The 14,961-nt window shown below is 67.0% G+C and carries 13 protein-coding genes; 3 read left to right on the top strand and 10 right to left on the bottom strand.

Annotated features, from left to right (window positions below; genetic code table 11):
- The 3 genes from VFQ64_RS15220 to VFQ64_RS15210 are packed head-to-tail and all read right to left on the bottom strand — an operon-like array spanning nucleotide 1 to nucleotide 3,481.
- Nucleotides 1-930, bottom strand: coding sequence for a Gfo/Idh/MocA family oxidoreductase (locus VFQ64_RS15220; RefSeq protein ID WP_325104199.1), 930 nt, complete (start codon nucleotides 928-930; stop codon nucleotides 1-3).
- Nucleotides 927-1,913 (bottom strand): AraD1 family protein, encoded by a 987-nt coding sequence (gene araD1, locus VFQ64_RS15215; RefSeq protein ID WP_325104198.1) that lies wholly within the window; start codon nucleotides 1,911-1,913, stop codon nucleotides 927-929. Before araD1 ends, VFQ64_RS15220 begins: the two co-directional genes overlap by 4 nt.
- Nucleotides 1,910-3,481 carry an aldehyde dehydrogenase (NADP(+)) gene (locus VFQ64_RS15210; RefSeq protein WP_325104197.1) on the bottom strand — a complete coding sequence of 524 codons (1,572 nt, stop codon included), beginning with the start codon at nucleotides 3,479-3,481 and terminating at the stop codon, nucleotides 1,910-1,912. The genes araD1 and VFQ64_RS15210 overlap by 4 nt, the downstream gene beginning before the upstream one ends.
- Before the next feature lie 187 nt (nucleotides 3,482-3,668).
- On the opposite strand from VFQ64_RS15210, the gene VFQ64_RS15205 reads away from it, so the two are divergent.
- Together VFQ64_RS15205 and VFQ64_RS15200 are read left to right on the top strand one after the other, a co-directional pair.
- Nucleotides 3,669-6,371 carry a TonB-dependent receptor gene (locus VFQ64_RS15205; protein ID WP_325104196.1) on the top strand — a complete coding sequence of 901 codons (2,703 nt, stop codon included), beginning with the start codon at nucleotides 3,669-3,671 and terminating at the stop codon, nucleotides 6,369-6,371.
- A 34-nt stretch (nucleotides 6,372-6,405) separates the two neighbouring features.
- Nucleotides 6,406-7,434 (top strand): arabinan endo-1,5-alpha-L-arabinosidase, encoded by a 1,029-nt coding sequence (locus VFQ64_RS15200; protein WP_414712909.1) that lies wholly within the window; start codon nucleotides 6,406-6,408, stop codon nucleotides 7,432-7,434.
- Between the two features lie 9 nt (nucleotides 7,435-7,443).
- On the opposite strand, the gene VFQ64_RS15195 is transcribed toward VFQ64_RS15200, so the two are convergent.
- The 7 genes from VFQ64_RS15195 to VFQ64_RS15165 form a co-directional block, all read right to left on the bottom strand.
- Nucleotides 7,444-8,169: a FadR/GntR family transcriptional regulator gene (locus VFQ64_RS15195; protein WP_325104194.1), complete on the bottom strand. Its 726-nt coding sequence runs from the start codon at nucleotides 8,167-8,169 to the stop codon at nucleotides 7,444-7,446.
- Between the two features lie 60 nt (nucleotides 8,170-8,229).
- Entirely contained in the window at nucleotides 8,230-9,741 is a 1,512-nt protein-coding gene (locus VFQ64_RS15190; protein ID WP_325104193.1) for an alpha-N-arabinofuranosidase, read from the bottom strand.
- An 8-nt stretch (nucleotides 9,742-9,749) separates the two neighbouring features.
- Complete coding sequence (locus VFQ64_RS15185) at nucleotides 9,750-11,060, bottom strand: extracellular solute-binding protein (protein ID WP_325104192.1); 1,311 nt, start codon at nucleotides 11,058-11,060, stop codon at nucleotides 9,750-9,752.
- Complete coding sequence (locus tag VFQ64_RS15180) at nucleotides 11,057-11,875, bottom strand: carbohydrate ABC transporter permease (RefSeq protein ID WP_325104191.1); 819 nt, start codon at nucleotides 11,873-11,875, stop codon at nucleotides 11,057-11,059. Before VFQ64_RS15180 ends, VFQ64_RS15185 begins: the two co-directional genes overlap by 4 nt.
- Nucleotides 11,875-12,708, bottom strand: coding sequence for a sugar ABC transporter permease (locus VFQ64_RS15175; protein ID WP_325104190.1), 834 nt, complete (start codon nucleotides 12,706-12,708; stop codon nucleotides 11,875-11,877). The genes VFQ64_RS15180 and VFQ64_RS15175 overlap by 1 nt, the downstream gene beginning before the upstream one ends.
- 37 nt (nucleotides 12,709-12,745) lie before the next feature.
- Nucleotides 12,746-13,849 carry a sn-glycerol-3-phosphate ABC transporter ATP-binding protein UgpC gene (locus VFQ64_RS15170; protein WP_325104189.1) on the bottom strand — a complete coding sequence of 368 codons (1,104 nt, stop codon included), beginning with the start codon at nucleotides 13,847-13,849 and terminating at the stop codon, nucleotides 12,746-12,748.
- Between the two features lie 105 nt (nucleotides 13,850-13,954).
- Nucleotides 13,955-14,272 (bottom strand): 2Fe-2S iron-sulfur cluster-binding protein, encoded by a 318-nt coding sequence (locus tag VFQ64_RS15165; RefSeq protein WP_325104188.1) that lies wholly within the window; start codon nucleotides 14,270-14,272, stop codon nucleotides 13,955-13,957.
- A gap of 57 nt (nucleotides 14,273-14,329) precedes the next feature.
- Between VFQ64_RS15165 and VFQ64_RS15160 the strand changes: the two genes are divergently transcribed.
- A complete protein-coding gene (locus tag VFQ64_RS15160; protein WP_325104187.1) occupies nucleotides 14,330-14,947 on the top strand; it encodes a DNA-3-methyladenine glycosylase 2 family protein in 618 nt (205 codons plus the stop codon).
- Nucleotides 14,948-14,961: the final 14 nt, after the last annotated feature.

Genomic DNA, 14,961 nt, shown 5'->3' with positions numbered 1-14,961 from the left:
TCAGTCCTCGAATGCCGCCACCTGCCGGCGGCTGCCGAGCATGAACGCATCCGCGACCAGCCTGAACGGCGCCAGATCGACGTCCAGTGATCGCGTCGCCACCAGCTCTGCGAAGCGCCGATAGAGGCCGGGATATTCGGCATCGGTCGCATCGACCAGCGTCGTCCCGTCGACCGCCAGCTTCGCGCCGCCGCCCGACAGCAAAACCGTCGAGCCCTCGGCTTCGATCGCGATCTCCCAGATCTGGTCACCCGTCTGCAGCCAGTCGAACGTCGCCTCGATCGGGGTCGCCAGAGCGTCGGCGAGCGAAAGGCGCGCGGTAATCGGGGCGCCGCGATTGGCCGGATAGTCGAGCGCCGCCGCGGTCAGGAAGATGCGATGAGGATGGATCGCGGTGATCGCCGACAGCGCGTTGATCCCCGGATCGAACACGCCGAGCCCGCCCGGTTCCCAGATCCACGCCTGGCCGGGATGCCAGCGGCGGACATCCTCCTTCCAGCTGATTGTCACTCGCTCGATCCGGCGGTCGGCGAGCCACGAACGCGCCGGCTCGATCGCGGGCGCCTCGCGCGTGTGCCAGGTCGCGTACAGGGCGACTCCCTGCGCAGTGGCGGTGGCGATCAGGTCGTCGATCTCGGTGACGCTCGCGCCCGGCGGCTTCTCGAGCATGACGTGCTTGCCGGCGTCTAGCGCCTGACGCGCGATCGCATGACGACCCTGGGGCGGCGTACAGAACGACACCGCCTGCACATCGTGTCGCTCCGCCAGCAACGCCTCGATGCTCGGATAAGCGGGTACGCCCGGCAGCGGCGCATGGCGCGTGACGCAGGCGACCAGATCATATGCCGGGTTGGCGGCGAGGGCGGGGATATGCTGGTCGCGCGCGATCTTGCCGATCCCGACCAGCGCGATGCGGATCGGCTCGCTCACAGCGCGCGCAACGCGACGGCTTCGGCGGCGTCGACCGTGAGCGTATTGCGCAACGGCAGCGTGAAGGGATGCGCCTCGATCTCGAACACGTCGCCCGGCTCTGTCGCTATCCCGTCGGCGAACGACAGCGTCGCGGTGCCGAAGAAGTGGACATGGACGTCGCCGGGCCGCCGGAACTGCGCGTACTTGAAGTGATGATGTTCGAGGTTCGCGATCGTGTGCGACATGTTCGCCTCCCCCGACAGGAACGGCTTTTCCCAGATCGTTTGGCCGTCGCGCAACACCCGGCTGGTGCCGCGCACGTCATCGGGCAACGTACCGATGAACAACTCGGCACCCAGCGATGCATTGCGCAGCTTGGAATGGGCGAGCCAGAGATAGTTGCCGCGCTCGGTCACATGATCGGAGAACTCGTTTGCCAGTGCATAGCCGAGCCGCACGGGCGTGCCGTCGGCGTCGATGACGTACAGGCCCGCGATCTCCGGCTCCTCGCTGCCGTCGAGCGCGAACGCCGGCGACGATAGCGGCGCGCCGGTGGCGACCAGCGCGGTGCCGTCGCCCTTGTAGAACCATTCGGGTTGCGCACCGACCTCGCCCGGCGCGGGCTTGCCCCCCTCGACGCCCAGCATGAACATCCGCATCGAATCGGTGACGGTGCCGCCGGCGGCCGCCTTGTGCATCTGGTCGCGCCCGGCGGCGGAGCCGAGATGCGTCAGGCCGGTACCGGTCAGGTGGCAATGGGCGGTATCGAGATGGTCGATCGGCGCGAGCACGCGGCGCTCCGCCATCGCCGCGTCCACATCCACCGCCGGCCCAAGCCGCGCCCGGGCCGCGTCGAGCAGCCCCTGGCCCGATGCCAGTGCGGAAAGCGCCAGGTCGTAAGTGCGCTCGAAACCCTCCACCCGTCGCGTGTCACCGTCGCGCAGGGCGACGATCCGCTGGTCCTTGGGATCGATCAACTGGATCAGGCTGGCCATCGTCAACCCCTCCGCGCGCCGTCGAACCGATGCGCGATACCGGCCTGGCCGCCCTCGCGCAGCACCGGCGGCAGCAACGCATCGGGGAAGTCCTGGTAGCAGACCGGCCGCAGCCACCGCTCGATCGCCAGGGTGCCGACCGACGTGGTGCGACCGTCGGAGGTCGCCGGGTACGGCCCGCCATGCACCATCGCGTGCGACACCTCGACACCGGTCGGCCAGCCATTGGCGATCAGCCGGCCGGCGATGCGCTCGAGCGCGGGGATCATGGTCGCCACCACCGGTTCGTCGACGGCATCGAAGTGCAAGGTCGCGGTCAACTGGCCCTCGACATGCGCGATGACGGCGCGGAGCTCGTCCGCGTCGGCGCAGCGCACCACCAGCGACGCGGCGCCGAACACCTCCTGCGATGCCTCGGCACGAGCGATGAAGGCGCGCGCCGGCATCGCGAACAATGCCGCGCGCCCGCTGTGCGGCCCGCCGGTTGAATCGGCTCGGGCGAGCGCCATCACGTCAGGTAGCGCCCCCAGCCGCGCCACGCCCGCCTCATAGGCCGCGTGGATGTCGGGGGTCAGCATCGTCGCGGGCCCCGCTGCGACCGTGGCCGCCGCCGCGGCGTCGAGGAAGCGGTCGAGGTTCGGGCCCTCGATCGCCAGCACCAGGCCGGGGTTGGTGCAGAACTGCCCGGACCCCAGGGTCAGTGATGCCACGAACGCCGCGCCCAATGCCTCCGCGCGGGCCGCGAGCGCGCCAGGGAACAGCACCACCGGATTGATGCTGCTCATCTCCGCATAGACGGGGATCGGCACCGGCCGGGCGGCGGCAATCTTCATGAGCGCCAGCCCGCCGCTGCGCGAGCCGGTGAAGCCGACGCCGGCGATGCGCGGATCGGCGACGAGAGCGCTGCCCAGTGCGTTACCCGTGCCCAGCAGCAGCGAAAAGACGCCGGCGGGCAGTCCGCAGGCGTCGACCGCGCGCGTGATCGCCTGGCCGACCAGCTCCGATGTGCCGGGTTGCGCCGGGTGGCCCTTGACGACGACGGGACAGCCCGCCGCCAGCGCCGAGGCGGTGTCGCCACCCGCAACGGAAAAGGCGAGCGGGAAATTGCTCGCGCCGAACACCGCCGCGGGCCCGATCGCGATCGTGCGCAGCCGCAGGTCGGATCGCGGCATCGGCTGACGGTCCGGGATTGCCGGATCGATGCGGACACCTTGCCAGCCGCCCTCGCGGACTTCGGCGGCGAACAGGCGGAGTTGCCCCACGGTGCGCCCTCGCTCGCCGGTCAGCCGTGCAGCGGGCAAGCCCGACTCCGCCGCCGCACGCTCGAGCAACGGGTCGCCCAGCGCCATGATCTCGTCGGCGATCACCTCCAGCAGGCGCGCCCGGACCTCCGGCGCGGCATGCGCGAAGGTGTCGAACGCACCCTCTGCCGCAGCACAGGCGAGCGCCACCTCTCCCTCCCCGGCACCTGCATATTCGGGTTCCAGCGAAGCACCGGTCGAGGGATCGATCGCCCTGAACGGGTGACCGCCGCCGGCCGGCGTCCCGGCAATGATGGATTGACCCGTCAGCATACGACCACGTCCCCAAATCTCGTCGCGACAACGCTATCGCCAACCGCCACCGGGCAACAGCGCCTTTTGTCTGATTAATCGAACTAAGGTCACTTGCACCCCGCCAAACGCTTGTCTATCGTTTTGTCTGAGTAATAGCCGACGGAACCTTCACAGGCGACAGATCGGCGAACACAGGGGAGAGGGTATGACGCTTTTCAGGCAGCTCGCCGTTACGGCATCGGTTCTAGCATTGACGACCGGGTCAGGCGCGTGGGCGCAGACCACGCCGGCGAGCCCGGCCGAGGGCGCGCAGGGCAGCGTCGCGGCCGGCGGCACACAGGCCACCACCCCGCAGGAAGAGAGCGACGACGTTGCCGACGTCGTCGTCACCGGCATCCGCGCCAGCTTGCAGGGCGCACAGGACATCAAGCGCAACGCGACCGCGGTCGTCGATTCGATCGTCGCCGAGGATATCGGCAAGTTCCCCGACAACACCGTGTCCGACGCGCTGCAGCGCGTGACCGGCATCCAGGTCGCGCGTGGCGGCGGCGAGGTCAATTCGGTGCTGGTGCGCGGTCTGCCCAATGTCGAGACGCTGATCAACGGGCGCGAAGTGTTCACCGGCACCGGCCGCGGCGTCCAGCTGCAGGATATCCCGGCCGAGCTCGTCGCGGGCGTCGACGTCTACAAGACCACCACTTCCGACCAGATCGAAGGCAGCGTTTCGGGCACGATCGACATCCGGCTGCGCCGGCCGCTCGACTTCGACACCGGCTTCACCCTGGCAGGCGGCGGGCGCGCCTTCTACAGCGACAAGCGCGACAAGTGGAGCTATGTCGGCAGCGGTCTGATCAGCAATCGCTGGACAACCTCCGGCGGACAGGAATTCGGCATCCTGATCGGCGGCTCGTACAACGACCGCAAATATCGCGACCAAACCGCGTTCAACTTCGGCTTCAACCCGCTCAGCGCCGCCGATCCCACGCTGATCCCAGACACGGTCGGCGGGCTGGTGACCGACGGCAATCGTCAGCGTCCCGCGGTCAATGCCTCGTTCCAGTGGAAGCCGAACCCGGACCTGGAGATCTTCGCGGACGCCTTGTACACCGGCTATCGGCAGAACTACGACGTCAACTTCTTCGTCGGCCTGCCCAAGGCTGGTGCCGTGACCGTCAACACGCGTCGCACGGGGACGGTCGGCTTCGACGAGCCGTCAGTGCCCAACCGGGTGCTGCGCCCGGTGGCCGGGACGATCACGACCCGCGACAATTTCACCATCACCAGCAAGCAGGCGTTCGACCAGGTCACCGATGGTTATCAGTTCAACGTCGGCACGCGATTCAACGCGGGTGACGCGGTCGTCTCGACCGAATTCACCTATAGCAAAAGCGACGTGTTCAGCCGCGCCATTATCGTCGACACCGCGTTCGTGATTCCCCGCGTCGACTATAATTTCGATGTCGGAGGTACGCCGAGCATCGCGTTCAACGGGTTCAATGTGACCAACGGCGCCAACTTCAACCTGCTGACGCTGTTCGATCAGCGCAACGAGGCGCACAGCGACCAATATGCGTGGCGTGGCGATGTCACCTACAACATCGACGGCGGCTTCCTGAAGAATCTGAAGTTCGGCGCGCGCTATGCGCTGCGCGAGGGCGACTCGGCGGCGGCGAGCAACGCCCCATATGGGCTGAACTTTACGCCGGTCAGCGGCTTTGCGGGCATCATCACCAACGCGCCCGGCGATATCATCGGCGGCGCGCTGGGCGTCGACGGGTTCGCGTTGCCGAGCACCGACTACATCAACACCAACCTGGATCGGCTGCGCGCCCTCGCCGGCCGACCGGCCGGTGCGCCGCCGTTCGACCCCCCGTCGGTATTCTCGCTGCGCGAGTCGGTCTATGCGGCGTACGCGCAGGTGCAGTTCGGCAATGAAAGCGAAGCCTTTACCGGAACCCTCGGCGCGCGCCTGGTCAACACCGTGACGACGCTGGACGCGATCCAGGTCACCAACCTTCCGACCGGCCCGGTCCTCTCGCCGACCACCGGGCGGCGCAACGAGCTGAACATCCTTCCCACCCTGACGCTGAAGTTCCGGCCCATGGAGGACGTGGTGCTTCGCGCGGTCGCCGGGAAGGCGATCTTCCGGCCGCAATTCGCCGAGCTCAATCCCGCGATCAGCCTCACGCCGACCTCGATCACCGGTGGCAGCACGGCGTTCGGCACCGGCGCCGGCGGCAATCCCGACCTCGCGGCGGTGAAGTCGGACAATGTCGACGTGACGGCCGAGTGGTACATGTCGAGCACCGGCTCGATCACCGTGGCGGGCTTTTACAAGAAGCTGAGCAACTACATCCAGACCTCGACCAGCGTCGAACCGCAGGTCGCCGCGGGCGGCGGTCTGCAGAACTTCCTCATCACCCGGCCGCGCAACACGGCCAGCGGCGAGTTGAAGGGGGTGGAGATCGCGGCGACGCAGTTCCTCGACTTCCTGCCCGGCGCGCTCGGCGGGTTCGGCGCGCAGGCGAGCTTCACCTATGCGGACGGATCGTTGACCGATGCCGCCGGGGTCGAGCGCGCGATCACGCCGCTGTCGAAATACTCCTACAACCTCGTTGGCATCTACGAGAAATACGGTTTCTCGGCGCGGCTCGCATACAACTGGCGCTCGTCTTACACCGACAGCTATTCGGCGGTGGTCCCGGACGGCCGGATCGTCGTCAAGCCGCTCAGCTTCCTCGATTTCTCCGCCAGCTACGCGATCAATGACGCGATCACGCTGACCATCGACGCGACCAACCTGCTCGACGAGAAGTACCAGGACAGCTTCGGCACCAGCGGTATCACGCCGCGTGATACCAGGTTGTTCGACCGGACGTTCGGCGCGGGCGTTCGCGTCCGACTCTGAGGCGGTACTGGCAGGCAGGAGGATGGGTGTGCCGATCAAACGTTGCGCAGCAGTCGCGGTCGCCGGGCTGATGCTCGGCGCCCAGTCGGCACCACCTGTTCCGCCCTCGCCCGCACCCACGACCAGTATCAACGATCGCATGGCGGGGGACATATCGCCCGTCCACGATCCGGCGCTGATCCGCGCCGGCGACACCTGGTACCTGTTCAACACCGTCAGTTCCGAGAACGAGCCGCCGGGCCTGATCCACATCCGCACGTCGAAGGATCTCGTCACCTGGACGAAGGTCGGCGCGGTCTTCGCCAAGCTGCCCGAATGGGCCAAGACGACCGTTCGCGGCACCAAGGGGCTATGGGCCCCGGACGTCGCCTTCGTAAACGGGCAGTATCGGGTATACTATTCGGTCTCGACCTTCGGCAGCAATCATTCCGCAATCGGCCTCGCGACCTCGCCGACGCTCGACCAGCGCTCGCCCGATTACAAGTGGACCGATCAGGGGCTGGTCTATGCATCGACGCGCGCCAGCGATCACAATGCGATCGACCCCAATTTCATCGCCGATCGCGAAGGTAACCACTGGCTATCGTTCGGCAGTTTCTGGACCGGCCTCAAGATGATCCGCCTTGACCCCGCGACCGGCAAGCCTTCGACGACCGACAAGACGCTCTATCCGATCGCGCGGCGCGCCAGCCCCGGCGCGGTCGAAGCGCCGTTCATCATCGACCGGGGCGGATATTATTATCTGTTCGCTTCCTTCGACTCCTGCTGTCGCGGCGCCGCCAGCACATATTACACGGTGGTCGGCCGGTCGAAGGCCGTGACCGGCCCCTATGTCGATTACGATGGCAAGCGGATGATGCAGGGCTATGGGCAGGTCGTGCTCCACGCCAGCCTGGACAAGACGCGGCGCTTCCGTGGCCCAGGTCACCCGGGCATCGCGCGCATTGGTGATCGCGAGATCATGGCTTGGCACGCCTATGACGCGCGCAACAAGGGTGTGCCGACGCTTCGCATCGCACCGATCGGCTGGACCAAGGACGGCTGGCCCGTCATCGCTCAATAAGCTTTTGGCTCACGCTGCGGCGGGTTGATCGGCGCCGGTGGTGTCGCGATAGGCCTGTTCGACGAGCGTGGTCATGGCAACACGGGCGGCGACCGCGTTGCCCGCGCGGACGGCCTCGAACACCTGGCGATGGTCGGGCAGCGGGTCGCGGCGAAGCGGGCTGCGGCGTTGTTTGAAAATCGTGGTCCATTCTACCGCGGCGCTGACCCCGCTCGTCAGCGAGGTCAGGAAGGCATTGCCGCTGGCGTCGAGCAGGGCGGCGTGGAAGCGCTGGTCGGCGGCCCGCCCCTCCTCATGCGCAAGCGTGAAGCGCTCCATGCCGTCCAGCGCATCCGCCATCGCCACCAGCTGATCGTCGGTCCGACGCAACGCCGCGAGCGCCGCGGCCTCGGGCTCGACGATCCGGCGAAGCTCGAACAGGCTGTTGACCAGATGCTCGTCCGGTTCGGATTTGAAGATCCAGGCCAACACGTCCGGGTCGAGCAGGTGCCACGCCGCCCGCCCGCTGACGGAGGTGCCCATCTTGGGCCGCGACGAGACGAGGCCCTTGGCGGCGAGGATCCGCATCGCCTCGCGATAGGCGGTGCGCGAGACGCTGAGACCCTCGCTGGCGGAAATCTCGCCGTCGAGGACATGGCCTGGGGCGAAACGGCCGGACACGATCGCCATCCCGATATCGCGCGCAATGGTGCCGTGCAGCCGCAGCGCAGTCGGCGCCTTGACGCGGTTCGCCATTAGCGAGCGATCGATCCCATCACCTGATCTAATCGGCGTTCGGCCTGCGGCGCAAGCCGCTCACCGCGTCGCCACGACGATGACGTTCCACGACAGCGGCTTCAGCTCGGCGGTGATCCGATGCCCGGAGACCCGCGCCGTGTCGTTGGTCGCGGGCGTGACCCGGTCGGGGTTGTCGCGATCATTGATGGCTTTCAGGTCGTGGTGGTGAAGCTCGGTCGCAAGCTCGAGCGTCATCGCCTCGCCGGCGCCACGCAACGCGACGGTGAGCTCCATCGGCGCATCGGCGCTGCGGTTGAGCGCAAAGATCGTCGCGCGGCCGGTTTGCGGATCATGCACTACGGCATGCATCAGCACCGGCACGTCGCCGTGCGCGAGCGTCGTGACCATCGGACCGTCGCTCTGGGTGCGCAGCGTGTTGCCGTGCGCGTGCCGCGACGCGAGTGCGAAGGGGTGGAAGATGGTCTGACGCCAGGCCGGCCCGCCGGTATCGGTGTGGATCGCGCCCAAGACGTTGACGAGCTGGGCGAGGCAAGCGACCTTTACCCGGTCGGCATTGTTCATCAGGACGATCAACGCGCCGCCGACGATCAGTGCGTCCTCGGCGTTGTAGATCTCGTCGAGCAGGTCGGGCGCCTGTGGCCAGCCTGGCTTCTTCAGGTCGGAGGGCCCGTGCGCCTTGTACCAGACGTTCCATTCGTCGAGCGACAGCATGATGCGCTTGGTCGAACGGCGCTTGGCGGCGACCGCGTCGGCAATCGCCGCGACCGACTTGATGAAGCCGTCGAGATCGTCGAGCGCCGACATGAACTTGGCGATGTCGTCATCATCGTTGCGGAAATATTGGTGCAGCGAGATGTAATCGACCTCCTCGAAGCAATGCTCGAGGACTTCATACTCCCAGGCCGCATAGGTCGGCATCGCGCGATAGGAGGAGCCGCAGGCGGCGAGCGACAGGCCATCGCTGACCATGCGCATCAGCTTGCCGGTCTCCTGCGCCGCGCGGCCATATTCGGTCGCGGTCTTCTTACAGATCTGCCACGGTCCATCCATCTCGTTACCGAGGCACCAGAACTTGATGTCGTGCGGCTTCTCATAGCCGTGCGCGCGGCGCAGGTCGGACAGCGCGGTACCGCCCGGGTGGTTGCAATATTCGATGAACTCCCGCGCCTCGTCGGGTCCGCGGGTGCCCATGTTGACCGCGAACATGGGTTCCACATCGACGATCCGGCACCAGTCGATGAACTCGTTGGTGCCGAACTGGTTGGTCTCGGTCGATCCCCAGGCGAGGTCCAGGCGCACGGGCCGCTGGTCTTTGGGGCCGACGCCGTCCTCCCAGTTGTAGCCGGACAGGAAGTTGCCGCCTGGGTAGCGCACGATCGTCGGTCCGAGCTCGCGCGTCAGCTCGAGCACGTCGCCGCGCAACCCGTCGGCACCGGCGGTAGGATGCCCGGGCTCATAGATGCCGCCGTAAACGCAACGGCCCATATGCTCGACGAAGGTCCCGAAAATGCGCCGATCGAGCGGCGCGACGCTGAAATCGACATCGGCGATGACGGAAGCCTTGATCATGATATTCCTCAGATATTGTCGAGCAGGTCGTTGATGCGGCGTTCGGCGTCGGCGAGCGCGCGGTCGATCGTCTTGTTGCCGTTGATCGCCGCGGCGGACTCCTCGCCGATGATCGTCTCGATCGGATACTGACGCCGTACGCCCGCCGGCAGCGGCGCGCCGACCCTGGTCAGCGCGGCATAATTCGCGCGGTGCGGCAGGGTCGTGAAGCGCGGGCTGGCGATGACGTCGGTGAAGGTCGGCAGGTGGCCGGTCCGGGCCCAGTCGGCCTCGTGGTCGGCGAGGAAGCGCATCAGCCGCAGCACCGCGGCGCGCTGGGCAGGGGTCCGCCGCGGATTGGTCGGCATCACCCAGACGTGACCGTCGACATAGCGCGCGGGCGACGCGCCGAACAGCTGCGGGTACGGCGCGACGGCATAGCCGTTGCTCAGCGGCTTGCCCTTGGACTTGGACTCCAGGTCGAACGCCCCGACCATCCAATTGCCCGTCAGCAGGACGCCGCCGCCTCCGTTCAGAAAGCTCGCGGTGGCGGCCGAATAGTCCTGGTTGCGCGTGGTCAGTCCGCGATCCCTGATCTCCTTGAACAGCGAGAGATAGGCTTTGGCCTCGGGCGTGCGCAGCCGGATCCGCTTGGGATCGGCAAAGAACCGCGCGTCCTGCTGCATCAGGAATGTGTAGAGGTTGCGCGCGTAGGTCGCATATTCGTTGGCGCTGATCTGGACGAGATAGGGTTTGCCCGTCGCACGCTTGAACTGCTCGGCCTGGCGCAGCAGCTCGGGCCCGTTGCGCGGCAGTATCGGCTTGCCGTTCCGGACCAGTCCGGCGCGGCGGAACTCGTTCATGTTGATGTGCCACAGCGGCGCCCAGTTATCGAAGGGCAGGCCATAGATCCGGCCGCCCAACGTCACCGCGCGCGCCGCCGCGGGGGTGAAGCGCGCCGGGTCGATGCCGGCGGCGACCAGTTCACCGCCGATCGGCGTCAGCAGCCCGCGCGCCTGGAAATCCGGCAGCACGGAGACGTGCATCGTCACCAGGTCCGGCTCGTCATTGGCGGCGAGCTGCGCGGTGAGCTGGTCGTAACCGGGCCAGAAGACGATGTTGGTCTTGACGGCGATGTCCGGATTGTCGGCTTCGAACTTGTTGACCAGCGTGGTGATGATCCCGCACTCGCCCTCTGCCTTCGCGACATCGGTGCTGCGGCCATATTGCGCGTCGCATGCGCCGAAGAAGCGCTGCAGCGTGATCTGGGTGCGCGGGTCGGGTGTGCCGCCGCAGCCCGGCAGCGTCGCGAGGAGGAGGAGGAGCCACGGCCACCTCATCGCGCGGCGGCGCCCTGGACGGCCTGGACGATGTACTTCTGGAAGAAGATGTAGACGATCAGGATCGGCAGGCTCGCGAATACCGCCTGCGCCATCAGGAAGCCGAGCCCTTCGGTCTGCGCGAAGTTCATCTGGCTGGCGGCGATCCCGACCGTCAGCGTGAACATATCGGCGCGGGTGGCGGAGATCAGCGGCCACCAGTAATCGTTCCATCCCGTGACGAAGGTGAGGATGCCGAGCGTCGCCTGCGCCGGGATCGTCAGCGGCAACAGGACGCGCCAGAAGATCTTGAACCGCGACGCGCCGTCGAGCAGCGCGGCCTCGTCCAGTTCCTTCGGGATCGCACTGAAATACTGCGTCATCAGGAACACGCCGAACGGCGCGGCCAGGTGCGGCAGGATCAGCGCTGGATAGGTGTTGTGGATATCGAGCGCGCTGAACATCTGATGCCGCGCCAGGATCACCGCCTGTTCCGGGATCGCCAGTCCCAGCAGCACGAACACCAGCAATGCCCGCCGTCCGGGGAACTCCAGCCGGGCAAAGGCATACCCCGCCAGCGACGACAGCACGAGCACACCCGCGGTCATGCCGAGCGACACGATCAGGCTGTTGGCGATCCAACCGAACACCGCCGACTGGCCGAAGATGGTGCGGTAGTTCTCCAGGGTATAAGGCGCACGCAACACCGACGAGGTGCTGACCATCAGCTCGGCATTGGGCTTGAACGACAGCGCCAGCACCCAGACGAGCGGCAACAGCATGAGCACGGCGGCGAGCACCACCAGCGCGAAAGCCAGCCTGCTGCGTCCGTGCATCAACGCCCCGGCTCCCGTCGCCGCGACACGGCATATTGCGCCGCGGCCGCCGTCAGGATCAGCGCGAACAGGACCTGCGATGCCGCGGCCGCATAGCCGAGGTCCCAGCGGCGGAACCCCGCCTCATAGATGAACAGCACGATCGGGCGCGAGGCGTTGTTAGGCCCGCCCAGCGTCATGATCTGCGCCTGCCCGAACACTTGGAACTGCAGGATTACTTCGATGATCAGCACCAGGATGAAGGTCCGGGAAATCGACGGGAGGGTGATGGAGACGAGCGTCCGCCACCGGCTCGCACGATCCAGCTTGGCGGCCTCGTACAGCTCGCGCGGCACCTGTTGGAGCGCGGCGAGGAACAGCATCATCGGCAGACCGATGCACCACCAGATCGTCGTCACCGCGATCGCTGGCAGCGCGAGTGCTTCGCTGTCGAGAAACGGGATCGGCGGGATACCGAACGGCGCCAGAAGCGCGGTGATGAGCCCACTGTCCGGCAGGAACACCATCCGCCAGACCAGCGTCACGATGGTCACCGACAGCACCGTGGACGCGAAGAAGATGCCGCGCAGCACGGCAGCCGATCGCGTCTGGCGGTTGAGCACCAGCGCAAGCCCCAGACCAATCAGTGCCAGCGCCGGCACGGTCAACAGCACGAAGTAGAAGGTGTTGCCGACGGTCCCGTGGAACGAAGCGTCGCCGGCGAGGCGCGCATAGTTGCGCAAGCCGACGAACCCCTCGGACCCGAACAGGTCCGCCTTATAGAAGCTCAGCCCGATGCCCGCGACCAGCGGGTAGACTAGCAGCGTCACATACACCGCGAGAAATGGGGCCACGAAGGCCAGATTGCGCCACTCGCCGCGGCTTCGGGCGTCAATCATCGTCGAGACCGGCATGATGACTGCGGCCCGCCGCATCGAACAGGGTCACGGCGGTCGGATCGATGCTGATCGCGACCTGATCGCCGACCGCAACGCGACTATCGCCCCGGTCGGTGGCCATGATCTGAGGCCCCGCTCCACCCTGCCCCGTCGCAAGCTCGACATGCACCAATGTGCGATCGCCGAGCCGCTCGACCACCCGTGCAGTGCCCTCGATCGGACCGCCGCCACCGACCGTGACCGCTTCGGCACGCACACCCAACGTGACGAAGCGCGCCGGATGCCGCAAACCGGCCAAGGGGAGGTCGATAACGATATCCCTACCGATCAGCGCACGTGCAGCCGTGCCGTTGGCCTCCACCGCGGCCGGCAGTAGGTTGATCTTCGGCGATCCGACGAAGCCGGCGACGAAGGTGGAATGCGGCCGCGCGTAAATCTCCATGGGCGTGCCGATCTGTTCGATACGGCCGTCGTTCAGGACGACGATGCGGTCGGCCAGCGTCATCGCCTCGACCTGATCGTGGGTGACGAAGATCATCGTCGAGGCCATGCGCTGATGCAGCTGCGCGATCTCCACGCGCGTCCGTCCGCGTAGCGCCGCGTCCAGGTTCGACAGCGGTTCGTCGAACAGGAATACCAGCGGCTCCTTGACGATGGCGCGACCGATCGCGACGCGTTGCTTCTGACCGCCGGACAGTTGCCCGGGCTTGCGGTCGAGCAACTGCTCTATCTCCAGCACCCGCGCCGCGTCGGCGATCCGCCGCTCGATCTCGGCGGGCGCGAGACGGACATTGCGCAAGCCGAACGCCATGTTCTGACGGACGCTCATATGCGGGTAGAGCGCGTAGTGCTGAAACACCATCGCGACGCCGCGGTCGCCGGGAGCCAGCCGGTCGACACGGCGACCACCGATCGAGATGCTGCCGTCGTCGACGGTCTCCAGCCCCGCGATCATGCGCAGCAGCGTCGACTTGCCGCATCCCGACGGGCCCAGGAAGACGACGAGTTCGCCGGACCCGATTGCGAGCGAAAGGGCGTCGATCACGCGGACCGCGCCATAGCTTTTGCTGACCGTGGTCAGCTCGACGCTCGCCACACCCTCTCCCCAAACCAATTGTCTGAGTAAAAGCCGGGCCGCTCTCCGCTGTCAAGCGGCGGCGTGATCTTCGGGCATGGCGGCGTCGGCGCGCGGGCGCCTGTGTCAGTCCTCTTCGGCGATCCGGACCTTCAGTCCGTCGAGCTGCGGCCCGAACTGGATCTGGCACGAAAGCCGCGAGGTCGCGTCGCGCTCGCTGGTCGAGTCGAGTAGATCGTTTTCGTCCTCGCTCATCGGCTTCAGCTTGGCGAAATGTTCGGGATCGACATGGACGTGGCAGGTCGCGCAGCTGCAATTGCCACCGCAGAGCGCCAGGATCTCATCGATCCCCGCGTCGCGGATGTTCTCCATCACCGACAGTCCGGTCTCGCCGTCGAGGACGCGTTCTTCCCCATCACGCAGGACGACGATAAGCTTGGGCATGATTGTCTCCACCAATGATGCTTCGCGCCATGCCGTGCCCCCAGGGGGCGATCAAGCATGAACGCCGAGCAGATCAGGACGAGCCTCGACGCGCTCGCCGCGGTCGAGCCCGCCTTTGCCGCGGGGATCGCGCGCGTCGGCTATCCCGGTCCCCGCCTGCGCGAACGCGGCTTCGCGACGCTGCTCAGGACTATCGTCGGGCAGCAGGTTAGCGTCGCCTCCGCCGACGCGGTGTGGCGCAAGCTCGACGCGGCAGTCGGCGACGCTACCAGTCCGCAACGCGTCGCCGCCGCTACCGACGAGCAGCTCCGCGCCGCCGGGCTGTCCCGGCAGAAGGCCGGTTACGCCCGCAGCCTGGCGGACGAGGTTACCAGCGGCCGCCTGCCGCTCGCGGCGCTGCCCGCCGACGACGAGGCGGCGATCGCGGCCCTTGTCGCGGTCAAGGGCATCGGTCGCTGGTCGGCGGAGATCTACCTGCTCTTCGCGGAAGGTCGTTCCGACATATGGCCCGCCGGCGATCTGGCGGTGCAGATCGAGGTCGGACGGCTTCTCGGCCATGAGACCCGCCCATCCGAGAAACAGGTGCGCGCGCTTGCCGAAGCGTGGCGCCCGCATCGCGGCGCGGCGGCGATCTTTGCATGGCACCATTACAACACCGACATGAGCGTGATCTGAGTTGCTTGTGACCG

The organism is Sphingomonas sp., assembly GCF_035714405.1.
Taxonomy (GTDB): domain Bacteria; phylum Pseudomonadota; class Alphaproteobacteria; order Sphingomonadales; family Sphingomonadaceae; genus Sphingomonas.
Note: the sequence above shows the minus strand (reverse complement) of the source record. Positions and strands in the feature narration are given on the sequence as shown.